At 66.6% G+C, this 25,770-nt stretch carries 21 protein-coding genes, 1 tRNA gene and 1 pseudogene; 8 read left to right on the top strand and 15 right to left on the bottom strand.

From position 1 onward, the window contains the following. The first annotated feature begins 214 nt into the window (after window positions 1-214). The 4 genes from MRS60_RS11060 (at window position 215) to MRS60_RS11075 (ending at window position 6,359) form a co-directional block, all read left to right on the top strand. Window positions 215-3,433 (top strand): efflux RND transporter permease subunit, encoded by a 3,219-nt coding sequence (locus tag MRS60_RS11060; protein ID WP_105390437.1) that lies wholly within the window; start codon window positions 215-217, stop codon window positions 3,431-3,433. Next, window positions 3,423-4,598 carry an efflux RND transporter periplasmic adaptor subunit gene (locus MRS60_RS11065; RefSeq protein ID WP_243564689.1) on the top strand — a complete coding sequence of 392 codons (1,176 nt, stop codon included), beginning with the start codon at window positions 3,423-3,425 and terminating at the stop codon, window positions 4,596-4,598. The genes MRS60_RS11060 and MRS60_RS11065 overlap by 11 nt, the downstream gene beginning before the upstream one ends. Beyond that, complete coding sequence (locus MRS60_RS11070; protein ID WP_105390435.1) at window positions 4,591-6,006, top strand: efflux transporter outer membrane subunit; 1,416 nt, start codon at window positions 4,591-4,593, stop codon at window positions 6,004-6,006. The genes MRS60_RS11065 and MRS60_RS11070 overlap by 8 nt, the downstream gene beginning before the upstream one ends. Window positions 6,007-6,116: 110 nt before the next feature. Then, window positions 6,117-6,359 (top strand): DUF4148 domain-containing protein, encoded by a 243-nt coding sequence (locus MRS60_RS11075; RefSeq protein WP_243564690.1) that lies wholly within the window; start codon window positions 6,117-6,119, stop codon window positions 6,357-6,359. A gap of 73 nt (window positions 6,360-6,432) precedes the next feature. Here the strand turns inward: MRS60_RS11075 and MRS60_RS11080 are convergent, their stop codons facing one another. The 3 genes from MRS60_RS11080 to MRS60_RS11090 are packed head-to-tail and all read right to left on the bottom strand — an operon-like array spanning window position 6,433 to window position 9,195. Next, entirely contained in the window at window positions 6,433-7,098 is a 666-nt protein-coding gene (locus tag MRS60_RS11080; protein ID WP_034184701.1) for a response regulator transcription factor, read from the bottom strand. A 19-nt stretch (window positions 7,099-7,117) separates the two neighbouring features. Then, a complete protein-coding gene (locus tag MRS60_RS11085) occupies window positions 7,118-8,509 on the bottom strand; it encodes a sensor histidine kinase (protein WP_034184700.1) in 1,392 nt (463 codons plus the stop codon). An 11-nt stretch (window positions 8,510-8,520) separates the two neighbouring features. Beyond that, on the bottom strand, window positions 8,521-9,195 hold the full coding sequence (locus MRS60_RS11090; RefSeq protein WP_006483985.1) for a response regulator transcription factor: 675 nt from the start codon (window positions 9,193-9,195) through the stop codon (window positions 8,521-8,523). Between the two features lie 218 nt (window positions 9,196-9,413). Here MRS60_RS11090 and MRS60_RS11095 point away from each other — a divergent pair, with 218 nt between their 5' ends. Then, window positions 9,414-9,710, top strand: coding sequence for a DUF4148 domain-containing protein (locus MRS60_RS11095; protein WP_243564691.1), 297 nt, complete (start codon window positions 9,414-9,416; stop codon window positions 9,708-9,710). Between the two features lie 100 nt (window positions 9,711-9,810). Here the strand turns inward: MRS60_RS11095 and cyoD are convergent, their stop codons facing one another. The 8 genes from cyoD to MRS60_RS11135 all read right to left on the bottom strand — a co-directional run bounded on the left by cyoD (window position 9,811) and on the right by MRS60_RS11135 (window position 19,004). Further along, complete coding sequence (gene cyoD / locus MRS60_RS11100; RefSeq protein ID WP_131947377.1) at window positions 9,811-10,143, bottom strand: cytochrome o ubiquinol oxidase subunit IV; 333 nt, start codon at window positions 10,141-10,143, stop codon at window positions 9,811-9,813. Then, on the bottom strand, window positions 10,144-10,752 hold the full coding sequence (gene cyoC, locus MRS60_RS11105) for a cytochrome o ubiquinol oxidase subunit III (protein WP_034184697.1): 609 nt from the start codon (window positions 10,750-10,752) through the stop codon (window positions 10,144-10,146). It abuts the gene before it with no gap. After that, window positions 10,752-12,758 (bottom strand): cytochrome o ubiquinol oxidase subunit I, encoded by a 2,007-nt coding sequence (cyoB, locus tag MRS60_RS11110; protein WP_034184696.1) that lies wholly within the window; start codon window positions 12,756-12,758, stop codon window positions 10,752-10,754. Before cyoB ends, cyoC begins: the two co-directional genes overlap by 1 nt. Window positions 12,759-12,761: 3 nt before the next feature. After that, window positions 12,762-13,649 (bottom strand): ubiquinol oxidase subunit II, encoded by an 888-nt coding sequence (gene cyoA, locus MRS60_RS11115; protein WP_034184695.1) that lies wholly within the window; start codon window positions 13,647-13,649, stop codon window positions 12,762-12,764. Between the two features lie 272 nt (window positions 13,650-13,921). Beyond that, window positions 13,922-15,451 (bottom strand): NADH-quinone oxidoreductase subunit M, encoded by a 1,530-nt coding sequence (locus tag MRS60_RS11120; RefSeq protein WP_034184694.1) that lies wholly within the window; start codon window positions 15,449-15,451, stop codon window positions 13,922-13,924. Window positions 15,452-15,950: 499 nt separating this feature from the next. Continuing rightward, window positions 15,951-17,339 (bottom strand): hypothetical protein, encoded by a 1,389-nt coding sequence (locus MRS60_RS11125; RefSeq protein WP_243565619.1) that lies wholly within the window; start codon window positions 17,337-17,339, stop codon window positions 15,951-15,953. Window positions 17,340-17,546: 207 nt separating this feature from the next. Further along, window positions 17,547-17,640, bottom strand: a tRNA-Ser gene (locus MRS60_RS11130). A 113-nt stretch (window positions 17,641-17,753) separates the two neighbouring features. Next, a complete protein-coding gene (locus MRS60_RS11135; protein WP_034184693.1) occupies window positions 17,754-19,004 on the bottom strand; it encodes an aspartate kinase in 1,251 nt (416 codons plus the stop codon). On the opposite strand from MRS60_RS11135, the pseudogene MRS60_RS35155 reads away from it, so the two are divergent. Continuing rightward, window positions 18,987-19,224 (top strand): annotated as a pseudogene (locus tag MRS60_RS35155) (hypothetical protein); the annotation flags it as partial. The gene MRS60_RS11135 and the pseudogene MRS60_RS35155 overlap by 18 nt on opposite strands. A 123-nt stretch (window positions 19,225-19,347) precedes the next feature. On the opposite strand, the gene tilS reads toward MRS60_RS35155, so the two are convergent. The 4 genes from tilS to cysS form a co-directional block, all read right to left on the bottom strand. Beyond that, complete coding sequence (tilS, locus tag MRS60_RS11140) at window positions 19,348-20,766, bottom strand: tRNA lysidine(34) synthetase TilS (protein ID WP_243564692.1); 1,419 nt, start codon at window positions 20,764-20,766, stop codon at window positions 19,348-19,350. 46 nt (window positions 20,767-20,812) lie between these two features. Beyond that, window positions 20,813-21,784, bottom strand: coding sequence for an acetyl-CoA carboxylase carboxyltransferase subunit alpha (locus MRS60_RS11145; RefSeq protein ID WP_006478433.1), 972 nt, complete (start codon window positions 21,782-21,784; stop codon window positions 20,813-20,815). Between the two features lie 103 nt (window positions 21,785-21,887). Continuing rightward, window positions 21,888-22,712, bottom strand: a complete 825-nt coding sequence (locus tag MRS60_RS11150; RefSeq protein ID WP_034183596.1) for a DNA-3-methyladenine glycosylase family protein — start codon at window positions 22,710-22,712, stop codon at window positions 21,888-21,890. Window positions 22,713-22,755: 43 nt separating this feature from the next. Next, complete coding sequence (gene cysS, locus MRS60_RS11155; protein WP_243564693.1) at window positions 22,756-24,153, bottom strand: cysteine--tRNA ligase; 1,398 nt, start codon at window positions 24,151-24,153, stop codon at window positions 22,756-22,758. 234 nt (window positions 24,154-24,387) lie between these two features. Between cysS and MRS60_RS11160 the strand changes: the two genes are divergently transcribed. Both MRS60_RS11160 and MRS60_RS11165 read left to right on the top strand, forming a co-directional pair. Beyond that, on the top strand, window positions 24,388-25,113 hold the full coding sequence (locus MRS60_RS11160; protein WP_034183594.1) for a tetratricopeptide repeat protein: 726 nt from the start codon (window positions 24,388-24,390) through the stop codon (window positions 25,111-25,113). Window positions 25,114-25,152: 39 nt separating this feature from the next. Next, entirely contained in the window at window positions 25,153-25,728 is a 576-nt protein-coding gene (locus MRS60_RS11165) for a peptidylprolyl isomerase (RefSeq protein ID WP_034183593.1), read from the top strand. Window positions 25,729-25,770: the final 42 nt, after the last annotated feature.

Below are 25,770 nucleotides of genomic sequence, written 5' to 3' on the forward strand. Positions count from 1 at the left end.
GATGCGCGGCATCGCAACGGGAAGCGTGCGCTAACGTCTTGTAACAATCGGCGCCGGCCGGCCCTCGCCGCGACCGTTCCTAAAACATCTTTCATCCTGGTCCGCGCCCGGCGTTAAGCGGCGCCACGCACACTGCGCGAGCCGAACCGGGTTCCCGCCACGCTTCGGCACCTCGCTGACAGGCCGGCGCCCCGCGCCGGCGGAGACCTCGCCGATGCTGAAACTCGTCCGACTCGCGCTCGCGCGCCCCTACACCTTCATCGTCCTCGCGCTGCTGATCCTGATCGCAGGACCGCTCGCGGCACTGCGCACGCCGACCGACATCTTTCCCGACATCCGGATTCCGGTCATCAGCGTCGTGTGGAACTACGCGGGCCTGCAGCCGGCCGACATGTCGGGGCGCATCGTCACGTATTACGAACGCACGCTCGGCACCACGGTCAACGACGTCGCGCACATCGAGTCGCAGTCGTTCCGCAGCTTCGGGATCGTCAAGATCTTCTTCCAGCCGAGCGTCGACATCCGCACGGCCACGGCACAGGTCACGTCGATCTCGCAGACCGTGCTCAAGCAGATGCCGCCCGGCACCACGCCGCCGCAGATCCTCAACTACAACGCGTCGACCGTGCCCGTGCTGCAGCTCGCGCTGACGAGCGACACGCTCAACGAGCAGCAGCTCGGCGACTACGCGACCAACGTGATCCGGCCGCAGCTGCTGTCCGTCGCGGGCGTCGCGATTCCGTCGCCGTATGGCGGCAAGATACGCCAGGTGCAGATCGACCTCGATCCGCAGGCGCTGCAGGCGAAGGGGCTGTCCGCGCAGGACGTCGCGACCGCGCTCGCGCAGCAGAACCAGATCATCCCGGCCGGCACGCAGAAGATCGGCCGCTTCGAATACAACATCCGGCTCAACGACAGCCCGCTGACGATCGACGAGCTCAATGCGCTGCCGATCCGGACCGTGAACGGTGCAGTGATCTTCATGCGCGACGTCGCGCACGTCCGCGACGGTTTTCCGCCGCAGGGCAATATCGTGCGCGTCGACGGCCGCCGCGCGGTGCTGATGAGCGTGCTGAAAAGCGGCTCGGCGTCGACGCTCGACATCATCGCCGGCGTCAAGGCGCAGTTGCCGCGCGTCGAGGCGACGCTGCCGCCGTCGCTCAGGCTCGTCGTGATGGGCGACCAGTCCGTGTTCGTCAAGGGCGCCGTGAGCGGCGTGGCGCGCGAAGGCCTGATCGCCGCCGCGCTCACCTCCGCGATGATCCTGCTGTTCCTCGGCAGCTGGCGCTCGACGCTGATCATCGCCGCATCCATTCCGCTCGCGGTGCTGGCGGCGATCGCCGCACTCGCCGCCGCGGGCGAGACGCTCAACGTGATGACGCTCGGCGGGCTCGCGCTCGCTGTCGGCATTCTCGTCGACGATGCGACCGTCACGATCGAGAACGTCAACTGGCATCTCGAACAGGGCAAGGACGTGCGCAGCGCGATCCTCGACGGCGCGTCGCAGATCGTCGCACCGGCCTTCGTGTCGCTGCTGTGCATCTGCATCGTGTTCGTGCCGATGCTGCTGCTCGACGGCGTGGCCCGCTTCCTGTTCGTGCCGATGGCCGAGGCCGTGATCTTCGCGATGATCGCGTCGTTCGTGCTGTCCCGCACGTTCGTGCCGATGATGGCCCGTTACCTGTTGCGGCCGCATGCCGCGCATCCGGCGGCCGTGCTCGCGCCGCACGGCGCACCGTTCCCGCCATCGCGCGCACGCAATCCGCTCGTCGCGTTCCAGCAGGGGTTCGAGCGCCGCTTCGCGGCACTGCGCGCAGGCTATCGTGTCGTGCTCGGCCTCGCACTCGCCCATCGCGCACGCTTCGTCATGCTGTTCCTCGCCGCGGTCGCGCTGTCGTTCGTGCTGGTGCCGTGGCTCGGCCGCAACTTCTTCCCGTCGGTCGACGCGGGCGAAATCGCGATCCACGTGCGCGCACCGATCGGCACGCGCATCGAGGAGACCGCCGCGCTGTTCGACCGCGTCGAGCACACGGTGCGCGGCGTCGTGCCGCCGCACGCGCTCGCGAGCATCGTCGACAACATGGGTTTGCCGAACAGCGGGATCAACCTCACGTACAGCAACAGCGGCACGATCGGTCCGCAGGACGGCGACATCCTCGTGTCGCTCGCGGGCGACCACGCGCCGACGGCCGACTACGTGAAGCGGTTGCGCACCGTGCTGCCGCACGCGTTTCCGGGCGTGGCGTTCTCGTTCCTGCCCGCCGACATCGTGAGCCAGATCCTCAACTTCGGCGCGCCCGCGCCGATCGACGTGCAGGTGACCGGCCCCGACCGTGCCGCCAACCGCGCCTATGCGACCGAGCTGCTGCGGCGCATCCGGACGGTGCCGGGCGTCGCCGACGCGCGCGTGCAACAGGCGTCGACCTATCCGCAGTTCACGGTATCGGTCGACCGCGCACGCGCCGCGCAGCTCGGCATCACCGAGCAGGATGTCACCAACGCCGTGGTGGCGAGCCTGTCCGGCACGAGCCAGGTGTCGCCGACCTACTGGCTCGATCCGCACAACGGCGTGTCCTATCCGATCGTCGCGCAGACGCCGCAGTACCGGATGACGTCGCTGTCGGACCTGCGCGCGCTGCCCGTCACGGGCCGCTCGGGCGCCCCGCAACTGCTCGGCGGCCTCGCGACGATCGTGCGCGGCCAGACCGACGCGGTCGTGTCGCACTACGACATCGCGCCGCTGTTCGACATTTTCGCGACGACGCAGGGCCGCGATCTCGGCGCGGTCAGCACGGACATCGACCGCGTGCTGCGGGCGAGCGCCGCCGACCTGCCGAAGGGATCGCGCGTGACCGTGCGCGGCCAGGTGCAGACGATGAACAGCGCATTCGGCGGGCTGCTCGCCGGCCTCGCCGGTGCGGTCCTGCTGATCTACCTGCTGATCGTCGTGAACTTCCACTCGTGGCGAGACGCGTTCGTGATCGTGAGCGGACTGCCCGCGGCGCTCGCCGGCATCGTCTGGATGCTGTTCGTCACACGCACGCCGCTGTCGGTCCCGGCGTTGACGGGCGCGATCCTGTGCATGGGTGTCGCGACCGCGAACAGCATCCTCGTCGTGACCTTCGCGCGCGAACGGCTCGCACACACCGCCGACGCGGCCGTCGCCGCGCTCGAGGCCGGTTTCACGCGCTTTCGGCCCGTGATGATGACGGCGCTCGCGATGATCATCGGCATGGCGCCGATGGCCCTCGGTCTCGGCGACGGCGGGGAACAGAACGCCCCGCTCGGTCGTGCGGTCATCGGCGGCCTGCTGTGCGCGACCGTCGCGACGCTGGTGTTCGTGCCCGTCGTGTTCAGCCTCGTCCACCGGCGCGATCGCGCGCCCCGCTCCGAATCCCTGTCCCTCACTCCGGGAGAACAACATGTCCACTGAATTCGAAATCCGTCCCCCCGGTACGCCGCGCTACCTGAAGCCGCTCGCGATCGCGAGCGTGATCGCCGCGCTCGCCGCCGCGGCAGCCGGCCTCGTCGCACGCGCGCACGACGCGCGCGCGATCGCCGCGTGGACCGCGCAGCAGGCGATCCCGACCGTCGCGACGGTCGCGCCGCAGCCGGCCGCCGCCGATGCGCTGGTGCTGCCCGGCCGCCTCGATGCGTATGTCGACGCACCGATCTACGCGCGCGTGCCCGGCTACCTGCATGCGTGGTACGCCGACATCGGCGCGCACGTCAAGGCCGGCCAGTTGCTCGCGTCGATCGACACGCCCGATCTCGACCAGCAGCTGCAGCAGGCACGCGCCGACCTGCAGAGCGCGAACGCGAACGAGCGGCTTGCGGCCGTCACGGCCGCGCGCTGGGCCGAGATGCTCGCACAGGATTCCGTGTCGCGGCAGGAGGCCGACGAGAAACGCAGCGACCTCGACGCCAAACGCGCGGCCGTCGCGGCAAGCACCGCCAACGTGCGGCGGCTCCAGGCGCTCGAATCGTTCAAGCGGCTCGCCGCGCCGTTCGACGGCGTCGTGACCGCCCGCAAGACCGATGTCGGCGCACTGATCGACGCGGGCAGCGGCAACGGCGCCGAACTGTTCACCGTCTCGGACGCACGGCGGCTGCGGCTCTACGTGCACGTGCCGCAAGACGATGCGGGCGCGATCCGGGCGGGCATGCACGTCGCGCTGAGCGTGCCCGAACGCCCGGGCGCGACGTTCGACGCCACGCTCGCGGATTCCGCGCAGTCGATCGATCCGGCTTCCGGCACGCTGCTCGCGCAGTTCTCGATCGCCAACCCCGCAGGCACGCTGTTCCCGGGCGAATATGCGCAGGTGCGAATCGCAGTGGCCGATGCCGCGCATGCGCTGACGATTCCCGCAAGCGCGCTGATCTTCCGCCACGACGGGTTGCAAGTCGCCGTACTCGACGCGAGCGGGCATGCGCGGCTGCGCAACGTATCGATCGCGACCGATCTCGGCACGCGCGTCGAGATCGCATCGGGGCTCGCAGCCCGCGACCGCGTGATCGACAATCCGCCCGATTCGCTCGCGGACGGCGACCCCGTGCGCATCGCGAGCGCCGCGACGATGGAGCGTGCGCATGGCTGACCGTCTGCTCGCCGGGTTGCTGGGCAGCGTCGCCCTGCTCGCCGGCTGTTCGCTGGCGCCGGCCTATCGCGCGCCGGCCGTTCCGCTTCCGGCCGCCTTTCGCGAAACGGGCCCGTGGGTCGATGCCGCGCCGGCCGACCGCCTGCCGCGCGACGGCTGGTGGCGCGTATACGGCGACACGACGCTCGACCGGCTCGAGCCGCTCGTCGCGCGTGCGAACCCCGACCTCGCCGCCGCCGTCGCGCGGCACGACGAAGCCACCGCGCTGTTCGACGAGGCGCATGCGGCATTGCTGCCGACCCTGGGCATCGATGCCGAGACCGACCGCGACCGGCAATCCGCGCGCCGGCCGCTGCGAGGCAGCGGCCAGCCCGACATCTACGAGTCGAACACGCTCGAAGCGGGGCTCGGCTACGACGTCGATCTGTGGGGCAAGGTCCGCAACACGGTCGCGGCCGGCCGCGACGACGCTCAGGCGGCCGGCGACGACCTCGCCTCCGTCCGGCTCAGCCTGCAGGCCGCCGTCGCCAGCACCTATTTCGATCTCGCGGGGCTCGACCGCGAAGCGGATACGCTGGCGCAAACGATCGACACGTACCGCCGCGCGTGGCAACTGACGGTCAGCCGCCATCGCGGCGGCCTCGCATCGGGACTCGACGTTTCGCGTGCGCAAACCCAGCTCGCGCTCGCACAGGCGCGCGCGTCCGACATCGCCGCGCGCCGTGCGCTCGACGAGCACGCGATCGCCGCGCTCGTCGGCGTATCCGCGTCGACGTTCTCGCTGCCGCCCGTCGCCGCGCTGCCGCGCGTTCCGTCGATTCCGACCGGATTCGCGTCGACGCTGCTCGAACGCCGCCCGGACATTGCCGCCGCGGAACGCCGCGTCGCGGCCGCGAACGCACGGATCGGCGTCGCGCGCGCCGCGTATTTCCCGGACCTGTCGCTCGGCCTCGACGCCGGCTTCCAGAGCGACACGTTTTCGCCGTGGCTCGCCGCACCGAACGAGATCTGGTCGATCGGGCCGCGCCTCGCGATGACGCTATTCGATGGCGGCCTGCGCGCCGCCGGCGTACGCAAAGCCCGTGCGCAGTTTGCCGAACAGGGTGCGCGCTACCGGGCCATCGTGCTGCAGGCGTTTCGTGAAGTCGAGGACGATCTCGCGCTGCTGCACCGCCTTGGCGACGAATCCGGCCAGGACGACGCGGCGCTCGTCGCGGCCCGGCATTCGCTTGCGCTTGCGATGTCGCGCTATCGCGACGGTGCCGTCAGCTATCTCGACGTGGTCACCGCGCAGACGACCGAACTCGATACGCAGATCGCGTCGCTCGATGCCGATGCGCGACGCCTGCAGGCATCCGTCGGGCTCGTGCGCGCGCTCGGCGGCGGCTGGCGCGACGCGCGTTCATGAACGTTTCTTCATCGGCGCGCCGGGCGCCTGGAAGTCCGCGCCCGATAACGTGTTTCCGGCCGGCATCGCACACGCGGCACCGGCCGCTGCCATACGAAAAGGACCACGCCATGAAGACATCGATATTCGCCATCCTCCTCTCCGCCCTCTGCGTCGCGCTGCCCGGCCGGGCCGGCGCAACGCAGCCCAACGCGGCCACCGCGCCGCAGACGCCCGCACCGTCGTCGCCACACGCTGCATGGAATACGCCGCAGGCAACGCCGCTGACGCGTGCGCAGGTCTATCGCGAACTCGTCCATGCCGAACGCGACGGCCAGCTCGCGCAACTCAATCGCGAACTCTATTCGCACTGACCGCACGCGACCGGGCAGGCCGCGCGACGCGCGGCACGCCTGCCGTCCACGAACGTGGCGCGATTCCGCACCGTCATGCGCCCGAGTCGAACCTGAACCCGAATCGCGCAACCGTTTCGATGCGCGCGGAAAAGGCGTGCGCGGCCAGCTTGCGCCGCAGCCGGACGACCAGCGCATTGACCGTTTCGGGTTCGATGTCGGCATCGCCCCATGCGTAACGCAGCACGGCATCGCGCCCGACCGGTCGCCCCGATGCGCGCAGCAGGCATTCGACGAGACGGAATTCCCGTGCGCTGAGCGCCAGCCTCCGGCCCCCCTCTTCGAGGGCGCGCGTCGCCGTGTCGAGCCGAACCGACTCGCGCATCTCGATGACGCCTGCGCGGCGCCACAGCGCGCGCAAACGCTCGTGCAATTCCACGAACGAACACGGATGGGCAAGGCACACGTCGCAGCCGGCCTGCAGCATCCGTGCGCGCTGTGTCGGTGTTGCACCGGCGACGATCGCGGCGATCGTCGCGCCTGCGGCCGATCCGGCGAGTCGCGGCAATGCATCGAGGACCGCCGGGCCGTCAGCCGCGTCGGGCGCAACGATCACGATTGCATCGAACCGGTCCTGCGTCGCCGCGAAGCAGCCGTCGCGCCATTCCCCGACGCGCTCGACGCCGTGTGTGCTCTCGCGAAATGCCTTGTCGAGCCGCGCCGCCTCCGGATGCGGCTGAGCAATCAGCAGGATGCGCATCGACCGTTCCCCGGCGCCGTCATGCCAGCGAGCGCGGCCAGCATTCGACCGTAATCGCCGCACCAGCCGGCTGCGCATCGCCGATCCGCAGCGCGAAACCGTGCACGTGCATCACCGCCGATACGATGCTCAACCCGAGCCCCGAGCCTTTCACATGACGCGTATGCTCGCCGCGATAGAAGCGTTCGAGCACCGCGTCGCGCTCGCCGGGCGGGATGCCGGGCCCGGTGTCCTCGAACCGGACGAGCGGGCCGCCCGGCGTCGCGCGGAGTACGGCGCGCACGCGGCCACCCGGCGGCGTGAACTTGATGGCGTTGTCCGCGAGATTGCTGAACGCCTCGAACAGCAATGCGCGGTCGCCATGAATGCCGTCGACCGGTGCCGCGTCGAGTTCGAACGACACGTCGACGGCTTCGGCGAGCGGCTCGTAGAGTTCGCACACGTCGCGCAGCAATGCCGCGACGTCGACCACGGCAAAGCCGCCGCGCCGGCTCAGCGTACCGATCTCGGAGATGCGCAGCATCGCGCGAAAGCGCTCGAGCAGCCGGTCGGTCTCGTCGCGCGCCGACGCCAGCAGCGCCGCCGACGCGGGATCGTCCGCACAAAAAGGCTGCTCGGCCAGTCGCGCCAGCATCGTATGCACGCGCGCGAGCGGCGTGCGCAGATCGTGCGCGATGCCGTCGCAGGTATGACGCACCTCGCCCATCAGTCGCTCGACTTCGTCGAGCATGTGATTCACGAGATGCGCGAGCAGGTCGAGCTCGTCGTAGCGGCCGACCGGCAGCCGCTTGCCGAGGTCGCCCTCGGCGATCTGCCGCGTGGCGCGCCGGATCGCGGCGACGCGGCGCATCTGCCGCATGCCGAGCATGCTGCCGCCCGCGATGCCCGCGACCAGGATCATCACGCCGCCGATCACGAGCCCGCGGATCGCGACATCGCGGATCTGGATGAAATGCGACAGGTCGCGCGCGACGACCAGCGTCATCCCGTTGTCGCGGCGCACGGCCATCGCGCGCGTGATCGGTGCGGGCTGGCCGTCGAGCAGCACGAGCGTGCGGTTCAGCGTGCGTCCGGCGCGATCCGTACGCAGCGCGGGCAGCGTCGCGATGTCGCCGGCCACGCGGCGCCCGGCCGCGTCGAACAGCCCGTAGAAACTCGTATGCAAGTGTTCGTGCTCGAGTCGCCGGTGGATCGCGAGCGGCAACTGGGCATCGGGAATCGAATCGAAATAGATCAATTGCCACGCGAGCACCTCGTCGGTGTCGCGCGTCATCGTGTGTGTCGCGGCGACGCTGATCACGCCCGCGAGCAGCAGCAGCGAAACCGAGAAGATCGCCGCATACGCGCACAGCCAGCGAAACGTCGTCGTATGCCAGCGGCGTGTGAAGTTCGCCGCGCGGGCCGCATCCATCCGTGCCTCCGTTACGCGAGCATGTAGCCCGAACCGCGCACCGTCTGGATCATCGGGTTCGCGCCGGGCGGGTCGATCTTCTTGCGCAGCCGGCCCATGTGGACGTCGATCAGGTTGGTGCCGGGATCGAAGTGATAGCCCCACACGGCCTCGAACAGCATCGTGCGCGTGATCGTCTGGCCCGCGTTGCGCATCATGAATTCGAGCACGCGAAACTCGGTCGGCAGCAGCGGAATCTCGTCGGCGCCGCGGCGCGCGCAGCGCGAAATCAGGTCGAGCTCGAGCGCACCGACCTTCAACAGTGTCTGCTGAGGCACACCCGACGCCTGCCGGCGGCGCAGCAGCACCTCGATGCGTGCGCTCAGTTCGCCGGAATCGAATGGCTTCGTCAGGTAATCGTCGCCGCCCGCGCGCAGCCCGCGGATGCGCTCGTCGACATCGCCGAGCGCGCTCAGCATCAGCACCGGCGTATCGATGCCGACCGTGCGCATCGCGGTCAGGATCGCGAGACCGTCTGCGCCCGGCAGCATCCGGTCGAGCGTGATCGCGTCGTACGATGCACTCATCGCACGCATCATCCCTTCGCGGCCGTTGTCGATCCAGTCGACCTCGAACCCGCGTGCGGTCAGTTCGCCGACGATTTCGTTCGCGGTCACCGCATCGTCCTCGACCGTCAGTACTCGCATGCCTGTCCTCACAATGAACTTCATGACGGGCGCACGCCATGCGCCCGCGACTATCGTAGACGACGCGATCGCCGTCCGGCGCCAGATGAAAATAGCTTCATCCGGCGCCGGGGCCAACGCGCGTGAAACATGTTTCATCCATGCGTCGCCCACCCGGTCGTGCGCTCCGCCTACGCTGACGTCATGCGGCATCGGGCCGCGAACACAGGAGCCACCGAATGAAACTGTCGACCACCGTCGCCTGCATGCTGCTCGCATGCGCGAGCACCGCCGCGTTCGCGGCACCGCACCTGACGCCGCAGGAATGCAACGCCTACCCGTTCGTTCACACGGGCCACGAAGTCACCCACTCGGACCTCGTGCGCGAGCTGACCGAACTCGAACAGGTCGGCTACGAGCCGGCGCACGCGAGCCCCTACTACCCCGACGATCTCGACGCCGCGAAGGATCGGCTCGCCGCCGAGTATCGTACGGACTGCACGCATGCGCTGACGGCGGACGCGGGCCCGCACTGACCGGCTCGCACCACGCAGCAGGAATAAAAAAGGCGGCACTCGCGTGCCGCCTTTGTTTCATGAACGCGCATGGACATCGACCGCTGCGCCGCGACGCCGCTCAGCGCGACATCATGTTCATGCTGACGTTGTGCATCACCCACAGCGTGCCGACGATCAGGATCGCCGCGGTCAGCACCGTGTAGCTGAATGCCATCACGTTCCAGCGCTGGCCCGACGAGCTGTTCATGTGCAGGAAGTACACGAGGTGCACGACGATCTGCACGAATGCCAGCACGGCCAACGCGATCAGCGACGCATGCGGCGACAGCACGCCGCCCATCACGAGGCCGAACGACGCGGCCGTGAGCAGCACCGACAGGACGAAGCCGGCGACGTAGCCGCCGACACTGCCGTGCCCTTCTTCGAGTTGAGACGAATGCGAATGGGCCATTTAGATCACGCTCGCGAGATAGACAAAGGAAAACACGCAGATCCACACGATGTCGAGGAAGTGCCAGAAGAGGCTCAGGCACGTCAGGCGCCGCAGGTCGCGATCGGTCAGGTCGCCGCCGCGGAACACGATCTGCCCGGCGAGCACGAGCATCCACAGCAGGCCGGCCGTCACGTGCAGCCCGTGCGTGCCGACCAGCGTGAAGAACGCCGACAGGAACGCGCTGCGCTGCGGGCCGGCGCCCTCCGCGATCAGGTGCGAGAACTCGCGCAGCTCCATCGCGAGAAACGCCGCGCCGAGCACGAACGTCACCGCGAGCCACGCGAGCAGCGCGCCGCGCCGCTGCTTGTAGGCAGCGAGCATCGCGAACCCGTACGTGATGCTCGACAGCAGCAGCGCGGCGGTTTCCACCGCAACGCCCGGAATGTCGAACAGGTCTTTCGCGGTCGGCCCGCCCGCAAACTGGTGGCCGAGCACCGCGAACGTCGCGAACAGCGCCGCGAAGATCACGCAGTCGGTCATCAGGTACAGCCAGAAACCGAACACCGAATGCGACGGCGGATGGTCGTCGTGCTCGAGCAGGGTTGCGCTCAAGGTTTTCTGCAACATCAGTTGGCCTCCAGTTCCACGTCGTCGACACGCGCAGGCACGCGCTTGGTCGGCTGCTTGTCTTCGATCTTCCGCACCGTCGACGCGGGGATGTAATAACCGTCGTTATCGCGCGAGCTGTAGATCACCAGCGTCGCGACGATCCCGACGAGCCCGGCGATCGCGAGCCACCAGATGTGCCACACCAGCGCGAAGCCGAGCACCAGGCTGAATATCGCGACCACGAGGCCCGCGCAGGTATTCGACGGCATGTGGATATCGCGGATCGACGCCGGGTTCGGCCGGCCTTCGCCGCGCGCCTTCAGGTCCGCGTACGCGTCGAGCGTGCGCACCTGCGGGATCACCGCGAAGTTGTAGTCGGCCGGCGGCGACGAGGTCGCCCACTCCAGCGTGCGGCCGCCCCACGGGTCGCCCGTCGTGTCGCGGTACTCAGGCAGGTTACGGTTGCGGATGCTGACCACCAGTTGCAGCAGCTGGCATGCAATGCCGATCGCGATCAGCACGGCGCCGAACGCGGCGACCAGCAGCCACGGATGCCAGGCCGGGTTGTCGTAGTGGTTGAGCCGCCGCGTCATGCCCATGAAGCCGAGCACGTAGAGCGGCACGAAAGCGACGTAGAAGCCGACCTGCCAGAACCAGAACGCGGCCTTGCCGAGCTTCTCGTTCAGCTTGAAGCCGAACGCCTTCGGGAACCAGTAGTTGAAGCCCGCGAGATAGCCGAACAGCACGCCGCCGATGATCACGTTATGGAAGTGAGCGATCAGGAACAGGCTGTTGTGCAGCACGAAGTCCGCGCCGGGGATCGCCATCATCACGCCGGTCATGCCGCCGAGCGTGAACGTGACCATGAAGCCGATCGTCCACAGCACCGGCGTCGTGAATTCGATCCGGCCGCGATACATCGTAAACAGCCAGTTGAACACCTTCACGCCGGTCGGGATCGCGATGATCATGGTCATGATGCCGAAGAACGCGTTCACGTTCGCACCCGAGCCCATCGTGAAGAAGTGATGCAGCCACACGAGGAACGACAGCACCATGATCGCGCAGGTCGCGTACACCATCGTCTTGTAGCCGAACAGCGGCTTCTTCGCGAACGTCGCGATGACCTCCGAGAAGATGCCGAACGCCGGCAGGATCAGGATGTACACCTCCGGATGGCCCCACGCCCAGATCAGGTTCAGGTACAGCATCGCGTTGCCGCCGGCTTCGTTCGTGAAGAAGTGCATGCCGAGGTAACGGTCGAGGCCGAGCAGCGCGAGCGTCGCGGTCAGGATCGGGAACGACGCCATGATCAGCACGTTGGTGCAGAGCGCGGTCCACGTGAACACCGGCATCTTCAGCAGCGTCATGCCCGGCGCGCGCATCTTGATGATCGTCACGAAGAAGTTCACGCCGGTCAGCAGCGTGCCGACGCCCGAGATCTGCAGCGCCCACAGGTAGTAATCGACACCTACCCCCGGGCTGAACTGCAGCTCCGACAGCGGCGGGTACGCGAGCCAGCCCGTCTGCGCGAATTCGCCGATCACGAGCGAGATGTTGATCAGGATCGCGCTGACCGCCGTCATCCAGAAGCTCAGCGAGTTGATGAACGGAAATGCGACGTCGCGCGCGCCGATCTGCAGCGGCACGATCAGGTTCATCAGGCCGACCATGAACACCATCGCCATGAAAAAGATCATGATCACGCCGTGTGCCGTGAAGATCTGGTCATAGTGGTGCGGCGGCAGGTAGCCGGGCGCGTTGTACGCGAGCGCGAGCTGCATGCGCATCATGATCGCGTCGGCGAAGCCGCGCAGCAGCATGATCAGCGCGACGATGATGTACATCACGCCGAGTTTCTTGTGGTCGACTGTCGTCAGCCATTCCGTCCACAGCCATTTCCACCGGCCGGTGATCGTCAGCGCGGCGAGAATGCCCAGCACGGCCAGCCCCATGAAGGCGCCGGCCACCATGATGATGGGCTGATCGAACGGGATCGCCGATAGTGTGAGTTTGCCGAACATGCGTTACCCCTTCGTGCCGCAGGCGGCGTCCTTCAGGTCAAGGACGTGGCCATCGTTGTATTTCGCGATGATGTTGTGGAAGAGCCGCGGATCGACCGACGAGAAGTAGCGCACGGGCGCCTTCTCGCTCGGCTGCGCGACGGTGCCGTACACGGTCGCATCGAGCCGGTCCGGCGATGCCTTCACCTTCTGCACCCATGCATCGAACTGTTCGCGCGGCTCGGCGAGCGTGCGGAATTTCATGTCGGAGAACCCGCGGCCGCTGAAGTTGGCGGACGTGCCTGCGTAGTTGCCGGGCTCGTCGGCGATCAGGTGCAGGCGCGTCTGCATGCCGGCCATCGCGTAGACCTGGCCGCCGAGCTGCGGAATGAAGAACGAGTTCATCACCGAATCCGACGTGATGCGGAAATTCACCGGCGTCCCCACCGGAATCGCGAGCTGGTTCACCGACGCGATGCCGAGTTCCGGATAGATGAACAGCCACTTCCAGTCGAGCGCGACGACCTCGACGTCGATCGGCTTCACCGACGACTCGAGCGGCTTGTACGGGTCGAGCTCGTGCGTGGTCTTCCACGTGAGCACGCCGAGAAACAGGATGATCAGCGTCGGCACCGTCCAGATCACGACTTCGATCGCGGTCGAGTGCGACCAGTTCGGCGCGTACGTTGCGTTGCGGTTCGATGCGCGGTAGCGCCATGCGAACCACAGCGTAAGCAAGATCACCGGCACGACGACGATCAGCATCGCCCAGGTGGACGTCGCGATCAGCGCCTTTTCGGCAGCGCCCACGCTTCCTTTCGGATTTAGTACATCTAACTTACAGCCTGACAGGCTCAGCGCCGCGCCGATTGACATCAGCGCCGACCAGCCTCTTGAAGCTCTTGTTTTCATCACACAGCCCGAGGGTCATTGAATCCGTTTTGCGTATGCCCGATGCGCATTCGATTCACGAAAGTGGCCGAATCATACGTCGCGCGGGTGCGATGAAAAACCGGTGGGTGCGACAAATCATCATTGCAAAATCTGCCGTGAGACACATTGTCGCGGGGCAATTTCACGCAGCCGGAAGCGGGCCCGGCGCCGCATGCGCCGGACCGCAATCGATGTGTGCGCAACGACCGCATCGCCGTGCGATGCGCCCCCGCTCTCGCGGCGTGCCGCGATCAGCCGTGCGTCGATGCCATGTACGACGGCTGCGCCCGCACCGGGCCGTCCGCTGCCGGCACCTTCGAACGGCTGGCCTCGTCGATCAGCTTGCCGACGGTCGGATCGATCGCGTCGGTAAACGGTTTCGGATCGATGCCGACCGCCAGCACGACCAGCGCGAGCGACGCGAACATCACGATCTCGCGACGGTTCAGGTCGGCGAGCTTCGCGATCCGCTGGCTCGCGACCTTGCCGAACACGACGCGCTTGAGCATCCACAGCGTGTACGACGCGCTGAGGATCAGCGTCAGCGCCGCGATCGCGCCGATCCAGAAGTTGAAACGGATCGCGCCCATGATGACCATGAACTCGCCGACGAACCCCGACGTGCCCGGCAGGCCGACGTTGGCCATCGCGAACAGCAGCGCGAAGGTCGCGAAACGCGGCATCACGCCCGCCACACCGCCGTACGCGGCGATCTCGCGCTGCTTCGTGCGATCGACGAGCACGTTCACGCACAGCAGCATCGCGCCCGCGACGAAGCCGTACGACACGAGCTGCACGATCGCGCCTTCGACGCCGATCCGGTTGAACAGGAACAGCCCGAGCGTGACGATGCCCATGTGCGCGACCGTCGAGTACGCGAGCAGCTTGCCGAGATCGGTCTGCGCGAGCGCGATCAGGCTTGCATAGACGATCGCGAACAGCGACAGCGCGATCACGGCCGGTGCGAAGAAATGGCTCGCGTCGGGCGTGATCGGCAGCGCGAAGCGCAGGAACCCGTATCCGCCGAGCTTGAGCATCGCGAGCATCAGGGCGGCGCCCGTCGGGCCGTCCGTGTACACGTCGCTCAGCCACGTATGAACCGGCCACATCGGCACCTTGACCGCGAACGCGGCGAAGAAGCCGAGGAATACCAGCAACTGCGGCGCGAAACCGAGCTGCAGCGTGCGCCACACGGCCAGGTCGAACGTATGCGACTGCGCGTACAGGTACAGCATCGCCATCAGCAGCAGCAGCGAGCCGGCGAACGAGATGAAGAAGAACTTCACGGCCGCATACACGCGGCGCTCGCGCCCCCACGTGCCGATCAACAGGTAAAGCGGGATCAGCGTCGCCTCGAAGAAGATGAAGAACAGCAGCCCGTCCTGTGCGGCGAACACGCCGACCATCAACCCCGACAGGATCAGGAACGACGCGTAGTACTGCGCGACGCGCACCGTGACCGACTCCCACGACGCGATCACCACCACGAGCGTCGTGAATGCGGTCAGCACGACGAGCCACAGCGACGCGCCGTCGATGCCGACCCGCCATCCCGAATTGAACGCCGCCAGCCAGTTGCGGCTTTCGACGAACTGCATCGCGGCCGAATGCGCATCGAAACCGGCGACCAGCGGGACGACGGCGACCAGCCCCGCCAGCGCACCGGCGAGCGCAATCAGTCGTGTCCGGCGTGGATGATGGTCGGAACCGGCGCGCAGCACGCACGCGCCAAACAGGATCGGAACCCAGATGGCCAGGCTCAGGAAGGGAAAATCATGCATGTCAACAAGGCCTTGATGAGGTCGCGCACTGCATCGGGGACAGGCGAAACGAAAGGAACGAAATCAGATCGACAGATAGATTTCGTGAATCGCCAATGTTGGCAAAATGTAAAGCGGCATCACACAAAAACTTGATGTCGCTCAAGCGCAGTCGGGTTAACCAGCATAAGGCGATCGATTATTTTTTGCATCGCAGCAGCGCATCGATTTTCGGCGTCGGCGCAGAAGACTGATTTTTATGAGTAATTTTTTGTATTGCGCGATGAGGGATGTCGTGGAAATCGACGCAGCGCCGCAATTTTGACGTCAACGCATCGTTTCGGAGGGCCGGAGCGCGATGGTTGACGCCGTGCCGGAGCGCGATCGCGCGGTGCTCCCAGCCTTACATCACTGCTTTCATTTTTATTTCATTCAGCGTTGCTCGATGCAGGTCCGGCGCGCATGGCCGCTCCACCGTCCGGCGTCGCTGCAGGCACCGCGTCGTTCATGTTCCCGACCGCTAGCGCTGATGACTCAGACGGTCCCATACGCGCATCGTTACCGCGCGATAGTGGTTGTGTTGTGCGGGAAAATGAACGAAGCGGCTGTCGCGCGTGGCATAGACCGGCGATGACGCGAGCGTCATCGCATCGACGATATGGCGCGCATCGATCATGCCGGACTGCAGCAGTTCCACATAGATCGCCTGCTGGTCGCCGCCGCTCGCGTAGACCGACGAACGATCGCCGAAACTCTCGATGCGCGCGCAGATGCGCTCGACCAGTTCGCGCATCGGCGCCACGTTGCGCACGCCGACCATGCATGAGTTGATCGCCCAGGCCGTGTGATCGGTACCGATCACGAAGTCGCGGCCGTCGATCGTACTGTCGACGGACTGACTCTGATCGATCGCCAGGATGTCCGCATCGACCCAGAACACGAACGCGTGATGCGGCAGATGTTCGTGAATCAGATGCAGCTTCGCCCAGTTCGCATCGATGCCGCCCGGCAGGAATGCGGGCGCCTCGCGATACGCGTGGTACGCATAGCCGTGCCGCGTGCAGTAGCGAACGAAGTTCTCCTCGTGCAGGTCGCCGTAGCCCGCGATATGCGATGTATGCAGGCTCACGAACGCAACACGCGCCTGCGGATTCACATGCCGCTCCGCGGCGCGCGTTCGTTGCTGCGCGGCACGCCAGTCGTCCATTGCGTGCGGGTGATCACCACGCTGGACCCGTTCGGCATCGTCGACGAGTGCCGCCACATAGCGGAAGTCGTAGTCGGCAGTCGGCGCCCAGACGCCCTCCACCTGCCGCCACTCGGGCGCCTGGTGCGCCACGAGCGGCCGGGCGCCGGCGATCGCATCGATCGCGACCCCGTCCCGCCAGACCGTCTGGGCCGACGCGAAATGGCCGTTCGCGAGCGGCAAGTCGAACGGCAGCGGCGGAAAGGTCTCCGCAAGCAGCGTCGCCTCGCACGCGTGCTGCCGCTCCGGAAGATGCATCGCCCACTTGCCCAGTTCGACCGCCAGCTTGCGCAACCGCTCCCGCACGTCGGGCACGTTGCGGAAGATCATGCCGCTTGCGGCGGGCAGCGCCGATTTCGACGTCTGCGTCGTGACGATCGCATCGTAACCGTGCGCGACATCCGGCAGCGCGTGCGGGTCGAACACGACGGAGAACGGATCGAGCACGAGCAGCAATGCGCCAGGCTCCATCGCGACGAGCTGCGCGATGATCGCGTGGTACTTGTGCAGGACCTGCTGGCGCTCGCCATACACGTGCATGCCGTCGACCGTCGCATGCCGGTAGCCGTGCAGCCGCGCGTAACGCCCGTGATTGTCGACAAGTCCGTCGACAGGCCGATGAGAGAGGACAGTCAGAACGGAATGCGGGCTGGCCAAGAGCATCACCTTGAGTCGCGCCAATCGATACGCGATATGTAGCGCGTTACCGCCGCTCAAGTCGAGCACTCATTGCCTGACTGGTAACCTCGGCCACTTCCGCCTGAGGATGAGATCCGGCTGCATCGAATGTTTTGTGCGTGAGGGCGTGATGCAGTCGAAAAAGAAAAAGCCCCGTAAGTCCTTGAACTTACGGGGCTTTGTCACCGCTTTTGGCGGAGACGGAGGGATTCGAACCCTCGATCCAGGTTTTGGCCCAGATGCTCCCTTAGCAGGGGAGTGCCTTCGACCTCTCGGCCACGTCTCCCAAACTTTCGCTCGCACCAGGGAGGCAGTGCGACGAGAACGAAATAATATAGGGTTTCGAACCGCGCGTCAATTTCCGTGATGCATTTTCGTCAACGCATCACGAAAATTTCATCATGCCTGGTCGAGTTCGAATGCCTTGTGCAGCGCGCGGACGGCCAGCTCCATGTATTTCTCGTCGATCAGCACCGAAATCTTGATTTCGGACGTCGAGATCATCTGGATGTTGATGCCCTCTTCCGACAGCGTGCGGAACATCTTGCTCGCGACGCCCACGTGCGAACGCATGCCGACGCCGACGACCGACACCTTCGACACCTTCGGGTCGCCCTGCACCTGCTCGGCGTTCACATGGCCCTTCACCTGGTTGGTGAGGATGTCCATCGCCTTCTGGTAGTCGCCACGGCCGACCGTGAACGTGAAGTCGGTTTTGCCTTCGACGCTCTGGTTCTGGATGATCATGTCGACGTCGACGTTCGCATCGGCGACCGGGCCGAGGATCTGATACGCGATGCCCGGCTTGTCGGGCACGCCCATCACAGCAATGCGTGCTTCGTCGCGCTGGAACGCGATGCCGGAAATGACTGCCTTTTCCATGGTCTCGTCTTCTTCAAAAGTAATCAGGGTGCCCGAGCGCATTTCTTCGTCGAGCGCAATCAGCGGATCGGTCAGGCTCGACAGCACGCGCGTCTTCACCTGGTATTTGCCGGCGAATTCGACCGAGCGGATCTGCAGGACCTTCGAGCCGAGGCTGGCCATTTCCAGCATCTCCTCGAACGTCACGCGATCGAGGCGTCGCGCCTCTTCGACGACACGCGGATCGGTCGTGTAGACGCCATCGACGTCCGTATAGATCAGGCACTCTTCGGCATCCAGCGCAGCCGCGACCGCCACCGCCGACGTGTCCGAGCCGCCACGGCCCAGCGTCGTGATGTGGCCGTCCGGATCGACGCCCTGGAAGCCCGTGATGATCACGACCTTGCCGGCATTCAGATCGGCCTTCACGCGCTCGTCGTCGATCGAGTGGATGCGCGCTTTCGTGAACGCGCTGTCGGTCTTGATCGGCACTTGCCAGCCGGCGTAGCTCACGGCCTCGACGCCGATTTCCTGCAGCGCGATCGACAGCAGGCCGACGCTGACCTGCTCGCCGGTCGACGCGATCATGTCGAGCTCACGCGGGCTCGGCTGGCTCGAAATCTCTTTCGCAAGACCGAGCAGACGGTTGGTTTCGCCGGACATCGCCGAAGGCACGACCACCATCTGGTGCCCGGCCTGATGCCATTTTGCGACGCGTTTCGCGACGTTCTTGATGCGCTCGACCGAGCCCATCGAAGTGCCGCCGTATTTGTGTACGATGAGTGCCATTGTCGTTCTGAACTGGAGGAGAGACCGCACGGGCGCGCTGGGCAGGCCGCGTTGCCGTTCGGTCACGCGGCTTGTGGCTGTGGACGGACGACGAGGGGGACGGCTGGGACGCAACACGCAAGCGTGACGGATTTTGCCCGGAAGGCCGATCAGGCCGCGCAAACCGGGTACGTCACGCGGGAAACCTGCACAAATCGCTCAAAAATCGAGCCGAGCAAACGTCCGAGCGTACCCGATAGAAGCCCGCTTGACAAGCCGCTCGCCGTGTCCACGGCCGTTCCGGCGCTGTTTACCAAATGGTGAAAATGGGCGCGCCATCACGCTGCCGGAAGCCTGCCCGCCGTTACGCGATCAGCAGGTCGGGACGCCATTCGATCCGGCGCCATGCGCCGCCGGACGACCCATTGTCGAACAACTCGCCATCGCGGTTCACGCCAAGCCGCGGCACGTAGATCAGCCGGTCGCCCGCGAACAGCAGCGGCACGTCGCGCTGCCATGCCGGCACGCCGCGCTCCTGGAACAGATTCTTCAGCGTCCGGCCCGGCCCGCCCGGCGACGTGCGCATCCGCTCGCCGCCCGCACGGGCGCGCGCGGCGAGCCGTGCGCCGCGCAGCAGCGCCTCCGGCACCGCGTCGGCGCTTCCCGCATCGGCCGGCGCGAACACGAACGTGCCGCGCCATCCCGGCAGGTGCCAGACTTCCTGCCCATCCCACGCGAGCGTCGATTCCGGGTGCGGTGTACCGGTGCCGTCGTCGGCCGGTTCGGCGCTGTCGCCCGCTTCCCAGTAAACGACATCGCGATAGAGCCGCAGGCACTGCCCCGCGTGATCGACGCGCAGCGCATGCGCGTCGTGCGCGGCGCGCAGTTGCCGCATCATGTTGGCGAGCCGGGCGGCGGACGCACCCGGCAAACCGAGCCGGCGCATCCAGAAACGCAGCAGATTCGCGCCGCGCGTGTCGTCGAACGCGACCAGCGACTCGCGCGACAGCGCCCGCCCGTCATCGCGCGCGGCGACGGCGAAATCCAGTTCGGCCAGATCGTCGAGCAGCCGCTGTGCGGCGGCCGCATGCTGGGCCGCGCGACCGAGCGCGTCGCGAAAGCCAGGGAAATGCACGGCCAGCGCCGGCAGCACGTCGATGCGCAGCGCATTGCGCGCGTAGCGCGTGTCGCTGTTCGATTCGTCGTCGATCCATTCGAGTTCGTGCTGCGTCGCATAACGCTCGAGTTGCGCGCGCAACAATCGCAGCAACGGACGCACGCGCTCGACGCTCGCGCCATCGGGACGGTAGCGCGGCGCCATGGCGGCGAGCCCCGCGATCCCCGCGCCGCGCAACAGTTGCAGCAGCACGGTCTCGGCCTGGTCGTCCGCATGCTGCGCAAGCCACAGCGTAGCCGCGCCATAGCGCTCGCACATCGCGTCGAGCGCGGCATAACGACGCTCGCGGGCGGTCGCCTCGATACCGGGACCGCTGTCGCGCGGCACGTCGACGCGCATCGATTCGAATTCGACGCCGAGCCGCGCCGCTGCCGCCTCGGCATGCGCGACCCACGCGTCGGCGTTCGCGCTCAGGCCGTGATGCACGTGCAGCGCGATACAGCGCGACCCGCCCGCGACACGCACGGCCGCGTCGAGCAGCACCGTCGAATCGAGGCCGCCGCTATAGGCGATCGCGATGCGTGCATCGGACGGCATGCCGGAAAGCGCAACGCCGACCGCGTCGAGTACGGCGCGGTCGGCGGAGAATTCGGTCGGTGGGATCACGAGAGTGACGCGCGCTTGGCGGCGCGCGTATCGAGCACGCGGCCGGTCATGCGCCCGGCGTGGTTTCCTTGAACTTGCCGTAGGCCATCAGGCGCTCGAAGCGGCGCTCGCGCAGCGCATCGATGCTCATGCCCTGGAACTGGCGCAGCGAATCGGCGAGCGCGCGGCGCAGCAGCGCAGCCATGCCCTTCGGATCGCGATGCGCGCCGCCGAGCGGCTCGTTGATGATCTTGTCGATCAGGCCGAGCGCCTTCAGGCGGTGCGCGGTCAGGCCCAGCGCTTCCGCGGCTTCCGGCGCCTTCGCGGCGCTTTTCCACAGGATCGACGCGCAGCCTTCCGGCGAGATCACCGAGTAGGTCGAGAACTGCAGCATCATCACGGTGTCGGCCACGGCGATCGCGAGTGCGCCGCCCGAACCGCCCTCGCCGATCACCGTCGTGATGATCGGCGTCTTCAGCTCGGCCATCACGTACAGGTTGCGGCCGATCGCCTCCGACTGGCCGCGCTCTTCCGCGCCGATGCCCGGGTACGCGCCCGGCGTGTCGACGAACGTGAAGATCGGCAGCCCGAACTTCTCGGCGAGACGCATCAGGCGTTCGGCCTTGCGATAGCCTTCCGGACGCGGCATCCCGAAGTTGCGCGCGGCGCGTTCCTTCGTGTCACGGCCCTTCTGGTGACCGATCACCATGCACGGATGGCCGCCGAAGCGCGCGAGACCGCCGACGATCGACAGATCGTCCGCGAATGCGCGGTCGCCGTGCAGTTCGTGAAAATCGGTAAACAGTTCCGCAACGTAATCGAGCGTGTACGGACGCTGCGGGTGCCGCGCGATCTGCGAAACCTGCCACGGCGACAGGTTCGCGTAGAGGTCCTTCGTCAGTTGCTGGCTTTTCTTCGACAGCCGCTCGATTTCTTCCGAAATATCGACAGCCGAGTCATCCTGCACGAATCGCAGTTCTTCGATCTTGGCCTCGAGTTCGGCGATCGGCTGTTCGAAATCCAGAAACGTGGTCTTCATGTGTTCGAATCCTTGGGTCTTGCGGCAGCGCGTATTCTACCCGCGCGGGCGACGCTCAAAACCGACTCTCAACTATTGATGTTTAAAACCCGATAGCCAACACTCAGGCGTCGGTGTCGGGTGCATCGAGGCTGCGCCACATGTACCAGGTCGCGACGGTGCGCCACGGCTCCCAGTTGGCCGCGACCTCGCGCGCCTCGCTGCGCGTGACGGGTTCCCCGCTGAAGTAATTGACGCTGATCGCGCGAATCAGGCCCGGGTCGTCGAGCGGCAGCACATCCGGCCGCGACAGGTTGAAGATCAGGAACATCTCGGCCGTCCAGCGGCTGATGCCGCGGATCTGCGTGAGTTCCGCGATCACGTCCTCGTCGTCCATCGACGTCCATTTGTCGACGTGCAGCGCGCCCGACACGAAATGCTGCGCGAGATCGAGGATGTATTCGGTCTTGCGCTTCGACAACCCGCAAGCGATCAGCTTGTCCGCGCCAAGCCGGATCACCGGCTGCGGTGCGAGTTTCGGACAGGCGTCCTCGATATGCGCCCACAGCGACTGCGCGGACGGCACCGAAATCTGCTGGCCGACGACCGAGCGCGCGAGCGTGACGAACGGGTCGCCGCGCTTCACGAGATGCGCGGGACCGAACTTCGGGATCAGTTTCTTCAGGATCCGGTCGCGCTTGACGAGGTCGGCGCATGCCTTGTCCCAGTATGCAGGACGCACGACAACCTCCTCGCCGTCCGCTTCGGACACACGCGTCTTGCGGGCCGCGTCGGCGGCCGGCTGCGCAGCCGCCGGCTGCGCATGACCGTTCAGCGCGCCGTTCGGCGCGGCGCGCGTGGCGTCCGCCTTCGACGGCACGCGCTTGGCTGCCGGACGCGCGGCGACCGGGGTCGCGCGCCTGACCGGCGCTTTTCTGGCCGTTGCCATCCTGCCTCCTACCTGACGGATCGGTCAGTGGAACGCACCGCGCTCATACGCGACGCCATTCGGTCGATCCGCCCGGTTTGTCTTCAAGTGCGATGCCGGCCTCGAGCAGTTCTGCCCGGATCCGGTCCGCTTCGGCATAGTCCTTCGCTTGCTTCGCCGCGACGCGCGCGGCGATCCTCGCTTCGATCTCGTCGGCGGCGAGCGCGCCCGCCTGCGCGGCGCCGGACGCCTGCTGCAGGAACGCGCGCGGTTCGCGCCCCAGCAGGCCGAGCAGGCCTGCCAGTTGTTTCAGTTGCCGCGCGAGCGCCGCGTCGCGCGTGCGATTCACCTCGCCCGCCAGCTCGAACAGCGTCGCCACCGCGACGGGCGTGTTGAAGTCGTCGTTCATCGCGGCCGCGAAACGCTGCGCATGCGGCTCGTTCCAGTCGAGCGCGAGCGTGTCGGCCTCGACATCCTTCAGCGCGGTATAAAGACGCGTGAGCGACGCGCGCGCATCGTCGAGATGCACGTCGCTGTAGTTGAGCGGCGACCGGTAGTGCGTGCGCACGATGAAGAAGCGCACGACTTCGGCGTCGTACCGCTCGAGCACTTCGCGGATCGTGAAGAAGTTGCCGAGCGATTTCGACATCTTCTCGTTGTCGACCTGCACGAAGCCGTTGTGCATCCAGTAGTTGACGAACGTCTGGCCGGTCGCGCCTTCGCTCTGCGCGATCTCGTTCTCGTGGTGCGGGAATTGCAGATCCTGCCCGCCGCCGTGGATGTCGAAATGATCGCCGAGCAGCGTGCAGCCCATCGCCGAGCACTCGATGTGCCAGCCCGGGCGGCCCATCCCGTACTTCGATGCCCACGACGCGCCTTCCGGATCTTCCGGCTTCGCGCGCTTCCACAGCACGAAATCGAGCGGATCTTCCTTCGCGTCGTTCGCGGCGACGCGCTCGCCCGCGCGGAGATCGTCGAGCGACTTGCCCGACAGCTTCCCGTAGTTCGCGAACTTGCGCACCGAGTAATTGACGTCGCCGTCGGCCGCCTGGTACGCGTAACCGTTCGTCTCGAGCGTCTCGATCATGCCGAGCATCTGCGGAATGAATTGCGTCGCACGCGGCTCGATGTCGGGCCGCTGGATGCCGAGCGCGCCTTCATCCTCGTGCATCGCGCCGATGAACCGGTCGGTCAGCGACTTGATCGTCTCGCCGTTCTCGACCGCGCGGCGGATGATCTTGTCGTCGATGTCCGTAATGTTGCGCACATACGTGACCCGGTAGCCGATCGCACGCAGCCAGCGCTGGACGAGGTCGAACACGACCAGCATGCGCGCGTGGCCCACGTGACAATAGTCGTAGACGGTGATCCCGCATACGTACATCCGCACTTCGCCGGACTGGCGCGGCACGAAAACTTGCTTGTCACGCGCGAGCGTGTTGTAGATGCGCAGTGATTCCATAGAGATGAACCGTGAGCCGAAGGAGACCGCCCTGGCGAAGCTCGCCCAGCATGCGAAGCGGACGGACCATCTGCTGCGGCGCCAGGCCGAGCGTCCTCGCTATCACACGGGGCGGTCAGGCTGCAAGCACAGCGGTGACGGCCACGAGAGGCTAAGAAAGACTGCCTGCGGCTCGCCGGAACGCGCAGACGTTTTGTTAGAATGGCTCGGAGTATAACATTCCGATTTACGCCTATGAAACCTCATCGCGGCCGCGCGCCGAGCGCTGCGACCCTCGTTGCGACCACCGTCATGGGCGTCGCGCTGACGCTGTTCGCGGCCCCCGCGGCGCATGCGCAGAAAGCCCCGGCCACCGCCGACGGCACCCCCGAAATCGACGCGTCGATCGCCGGCAAGCAGTGGAAGCAGGCGCTTGCGCAGCTCGACGCGCGCATCGCGTCGAACCCGCGCGACGTGCAGGCGCAGTTCAAGCGCGGCACCGTGCTGGCCCGCCTGAACCGCGACGACGATGCGATCCAGCAGTTCGTCGCGATCACGCAGGCGTACCCCGAACTGCCCGAGCCGTACAACAACCTCGCGGCGCTCTACGCGAAGCACGGCCGCTACGACGAAGCGCGCACCGCGCTCGTCACGGCGACGCAATCGAACCCGAGCTACTCGCTCGCGTACGAAAACCTCGGCGACCTGTACCTGCGCCTCGCGGCCGAATCGTACAAGCGTGCGCAATCGCTCGGCCGCACGAGCGGCGCGACCGCGCAGCGCCTCGCCGACCTGCAGAAGATCGTGTCGCCGCCGAAGGTCGCGCCGAATGCCCGCGCGGTCGCGCCGGCCACGCGCGACTACTCCGAACGCGCAGCCGCGAACGTGAGCACCACCACGCTGCCGATGTCGCCGACGTTCCAGTTCAGCGGTCCGTCGGGCGCACTGGCGGCACCGTATGTCGCGCCGCCGTCGCAATAAGCGGCGCGGCCCCCTTTCCCTCCCAACCTGAGGATCGCAATGAAACGTCTGTTGCTGGCGCTTGGCGGCGCCGCCCTTCTCGCGACCGCGCCCGCTTTCGCGCAAACGGCTACCGCGCACCCGGTCGTGCAGCTCAAGACCTCGCAGGGCGACATCCGTGTCGAGCTCTACCCGGAGAAGGCGCCGAAGTCGGTCGCCAACTTCCTCGATTACGTGAAGGCCGGCCAGTACAACGGCACGATCTTCCATCGCGTGATCAAGGGCTTCATGATCCAGGGCGGCGGCTACAAGACCAGCTTCGAGGAGAAGCCGACCCGCGCGCCGATTCCGCTCGAGAGCCGCAATGGTCTGAAGAACCTGACGGGCACGATCGCGATGGCACGCACGAGCGATCCGAACTCGGCCACCGCGCAGTTCTTCATCAACACGGTCGACAACAGCGGCCTCGACTACCCGAACCCGGACGGCAACGGCTATGCGGTGTTCGGCAAGGTCGTGTCGGGCCTCGACGTCGTGAAGAAGATCGAAGGCGTGGCGACGACCTCGCGCGGCCCGATGCAGGACGTGCCCGCGCAACCGGTCGTGATCGAATCGGCCAGCATCGTCTCGAAGTAAGAACCTGCCGGCACGTCCGGCGACTCACGCGGCCGCGTCGCA

This window comes from Burkholderia pyrrocinia, from assembly GCF_022809715.1.
GTDB classification, from domain to species: Bacteria; Pseudomonadota; Gammaproteobacteria; order Burkholderiales; family Burkholderiaceae; genus Burkholderia; species Burkholderia pyrrocinia_C.

Coding starts and splice junctions, on each gene's coding strand:
- MRS60_RS11060 (WP_105390437.1), top strand. CDS start 215: ATGCTGAAACTCGTCCGACTCGCGCTCGCGCGCCCCTACACCTTCATC.
- MRS60_RS11065 (WP_243564689.1), top strand. CDS start 3,423: ATGTCCACTGAATTCGAAATCCGTCCCCCCGGTACGCCGCGCTACCTG.
- MRS60_RS11070 (WP_105390435.1), top strand. CDS start 4,591: ATGGCTGACCGTCTGCTCGCCGGGTTGCTGGGCAGCGTCGCCCTGCTC.
- MRS60_RS11075 (WP_243564690.1), top strand. CDS start 6,117: ATGAAGACATCGATATTCGCCATCCTCCTCTCCGCCCTCTGCGTCGCG.
- MRS60_RS11080 (WP_034184701.1), bottom strand. CDS start 7,098: ATGCGCATCCTGCTGATTGCTCAGCCGCATCCGGAGGCGGCGCGGCTC.
- MRS60_RS11085 (WP_034184700.1), bottom strand. CDS start 8,509: ATGGATGCGGCCCGCGCGGCGAACTTCACACGCCGCTGGCATACGACG.
- MRS60_RS11090 (WP_006483985.1), bottom strand. CDS start 9,195: ATGCGAGTACTGACGGTCGAGGACGATGCGGTGACCGCGAACGAAATC.
- MRS60_RS11095 (WP_243564691.1), top strand. CDS start 9,414: ATGAAACTGTCGACCACCGTCGCCTGCATGCTGCTCGCATGCGCGAGC.
- cyoD (WP_131947377.1), bottom strand. CDS start 10,143: ATGGCCCATTCGCATTCGTCTCAACTCGAAGAAGGGCACGGCAGTGTC.
- cyoC (WP_034184697.1), bottom strand. CDS start 10,752: ATGTTGCAGAAAACCTTGAGCGCAACCCTGCTCGAGCACGACGACCAT.
- cyoB (WP_034184696.1), bottom strand. CDS start 12,758: ATGTTCGGCAAACTCACACTATCGGCGATCCCGTTCGATCAGCCCATC.
- cyoA (WP_034184695.1), bottom strand. CDS start 13,649: ATGAAAACAAGAGCTTCAAGAGGCTGGTCGGCGCTGATGTCAATCGGC.
- MRS60_RS11120 (WP_034184694.1), bottom strand. CDS start 15,451: ATGCATGATTTTCCCTTCCTGAGCCTGGCCATCTGGGTTCCGATCCTG.
- MRS60_RS11125 (WP_243565619.1), bottom strand. CDS start 17,339: ATGCTCTTGGCCAGCCCGCATTCCGTTCTGACTGTCCTCTCTCATCGG.
- MRS60_RS11135 (WP_034184693.1), bottom strand. CDS start 19,004: ATGGCACTCATCGTACACAAATACGGCGGCACTTCGATGGGCTCGGTC.
- MRS60_RS11145 (WP_006478433.1), bottom strand. CDS start 21,784: ATGAAGACCACGTTTCTGGATTTCGAACAGCCGATCGCCGAACTCGAG.
- MRS60_RS11150 (WP_034183596.1), bottom strand. CDS start 22,712: ATGGCAACGGCCAGAAAAGCGCCGGTCAGGCGCGCGACCCCGGTCGCC.
- cysS (WP_243564693.1), bottom strand. CDS start 24,153: ATGGAATCACTGCGCATCTACAACACGCTCGCGCGTGACAAGCAAGTT.
- MRS60_RS11160 (WP_034183594.1), top strand. CDS start 24,388: ATGAAACCTCATCGCGGCCGCGCGCCGAGCGCTGCGACCCTCGTTGCG.
- MRS60_RS11165 (WP_034183593.1), top strand. CDS start 25,153: ATGAAACGTCTGTTGCTGGCGCTTGGCGGCGCCGCCCTTCTCGCGACC.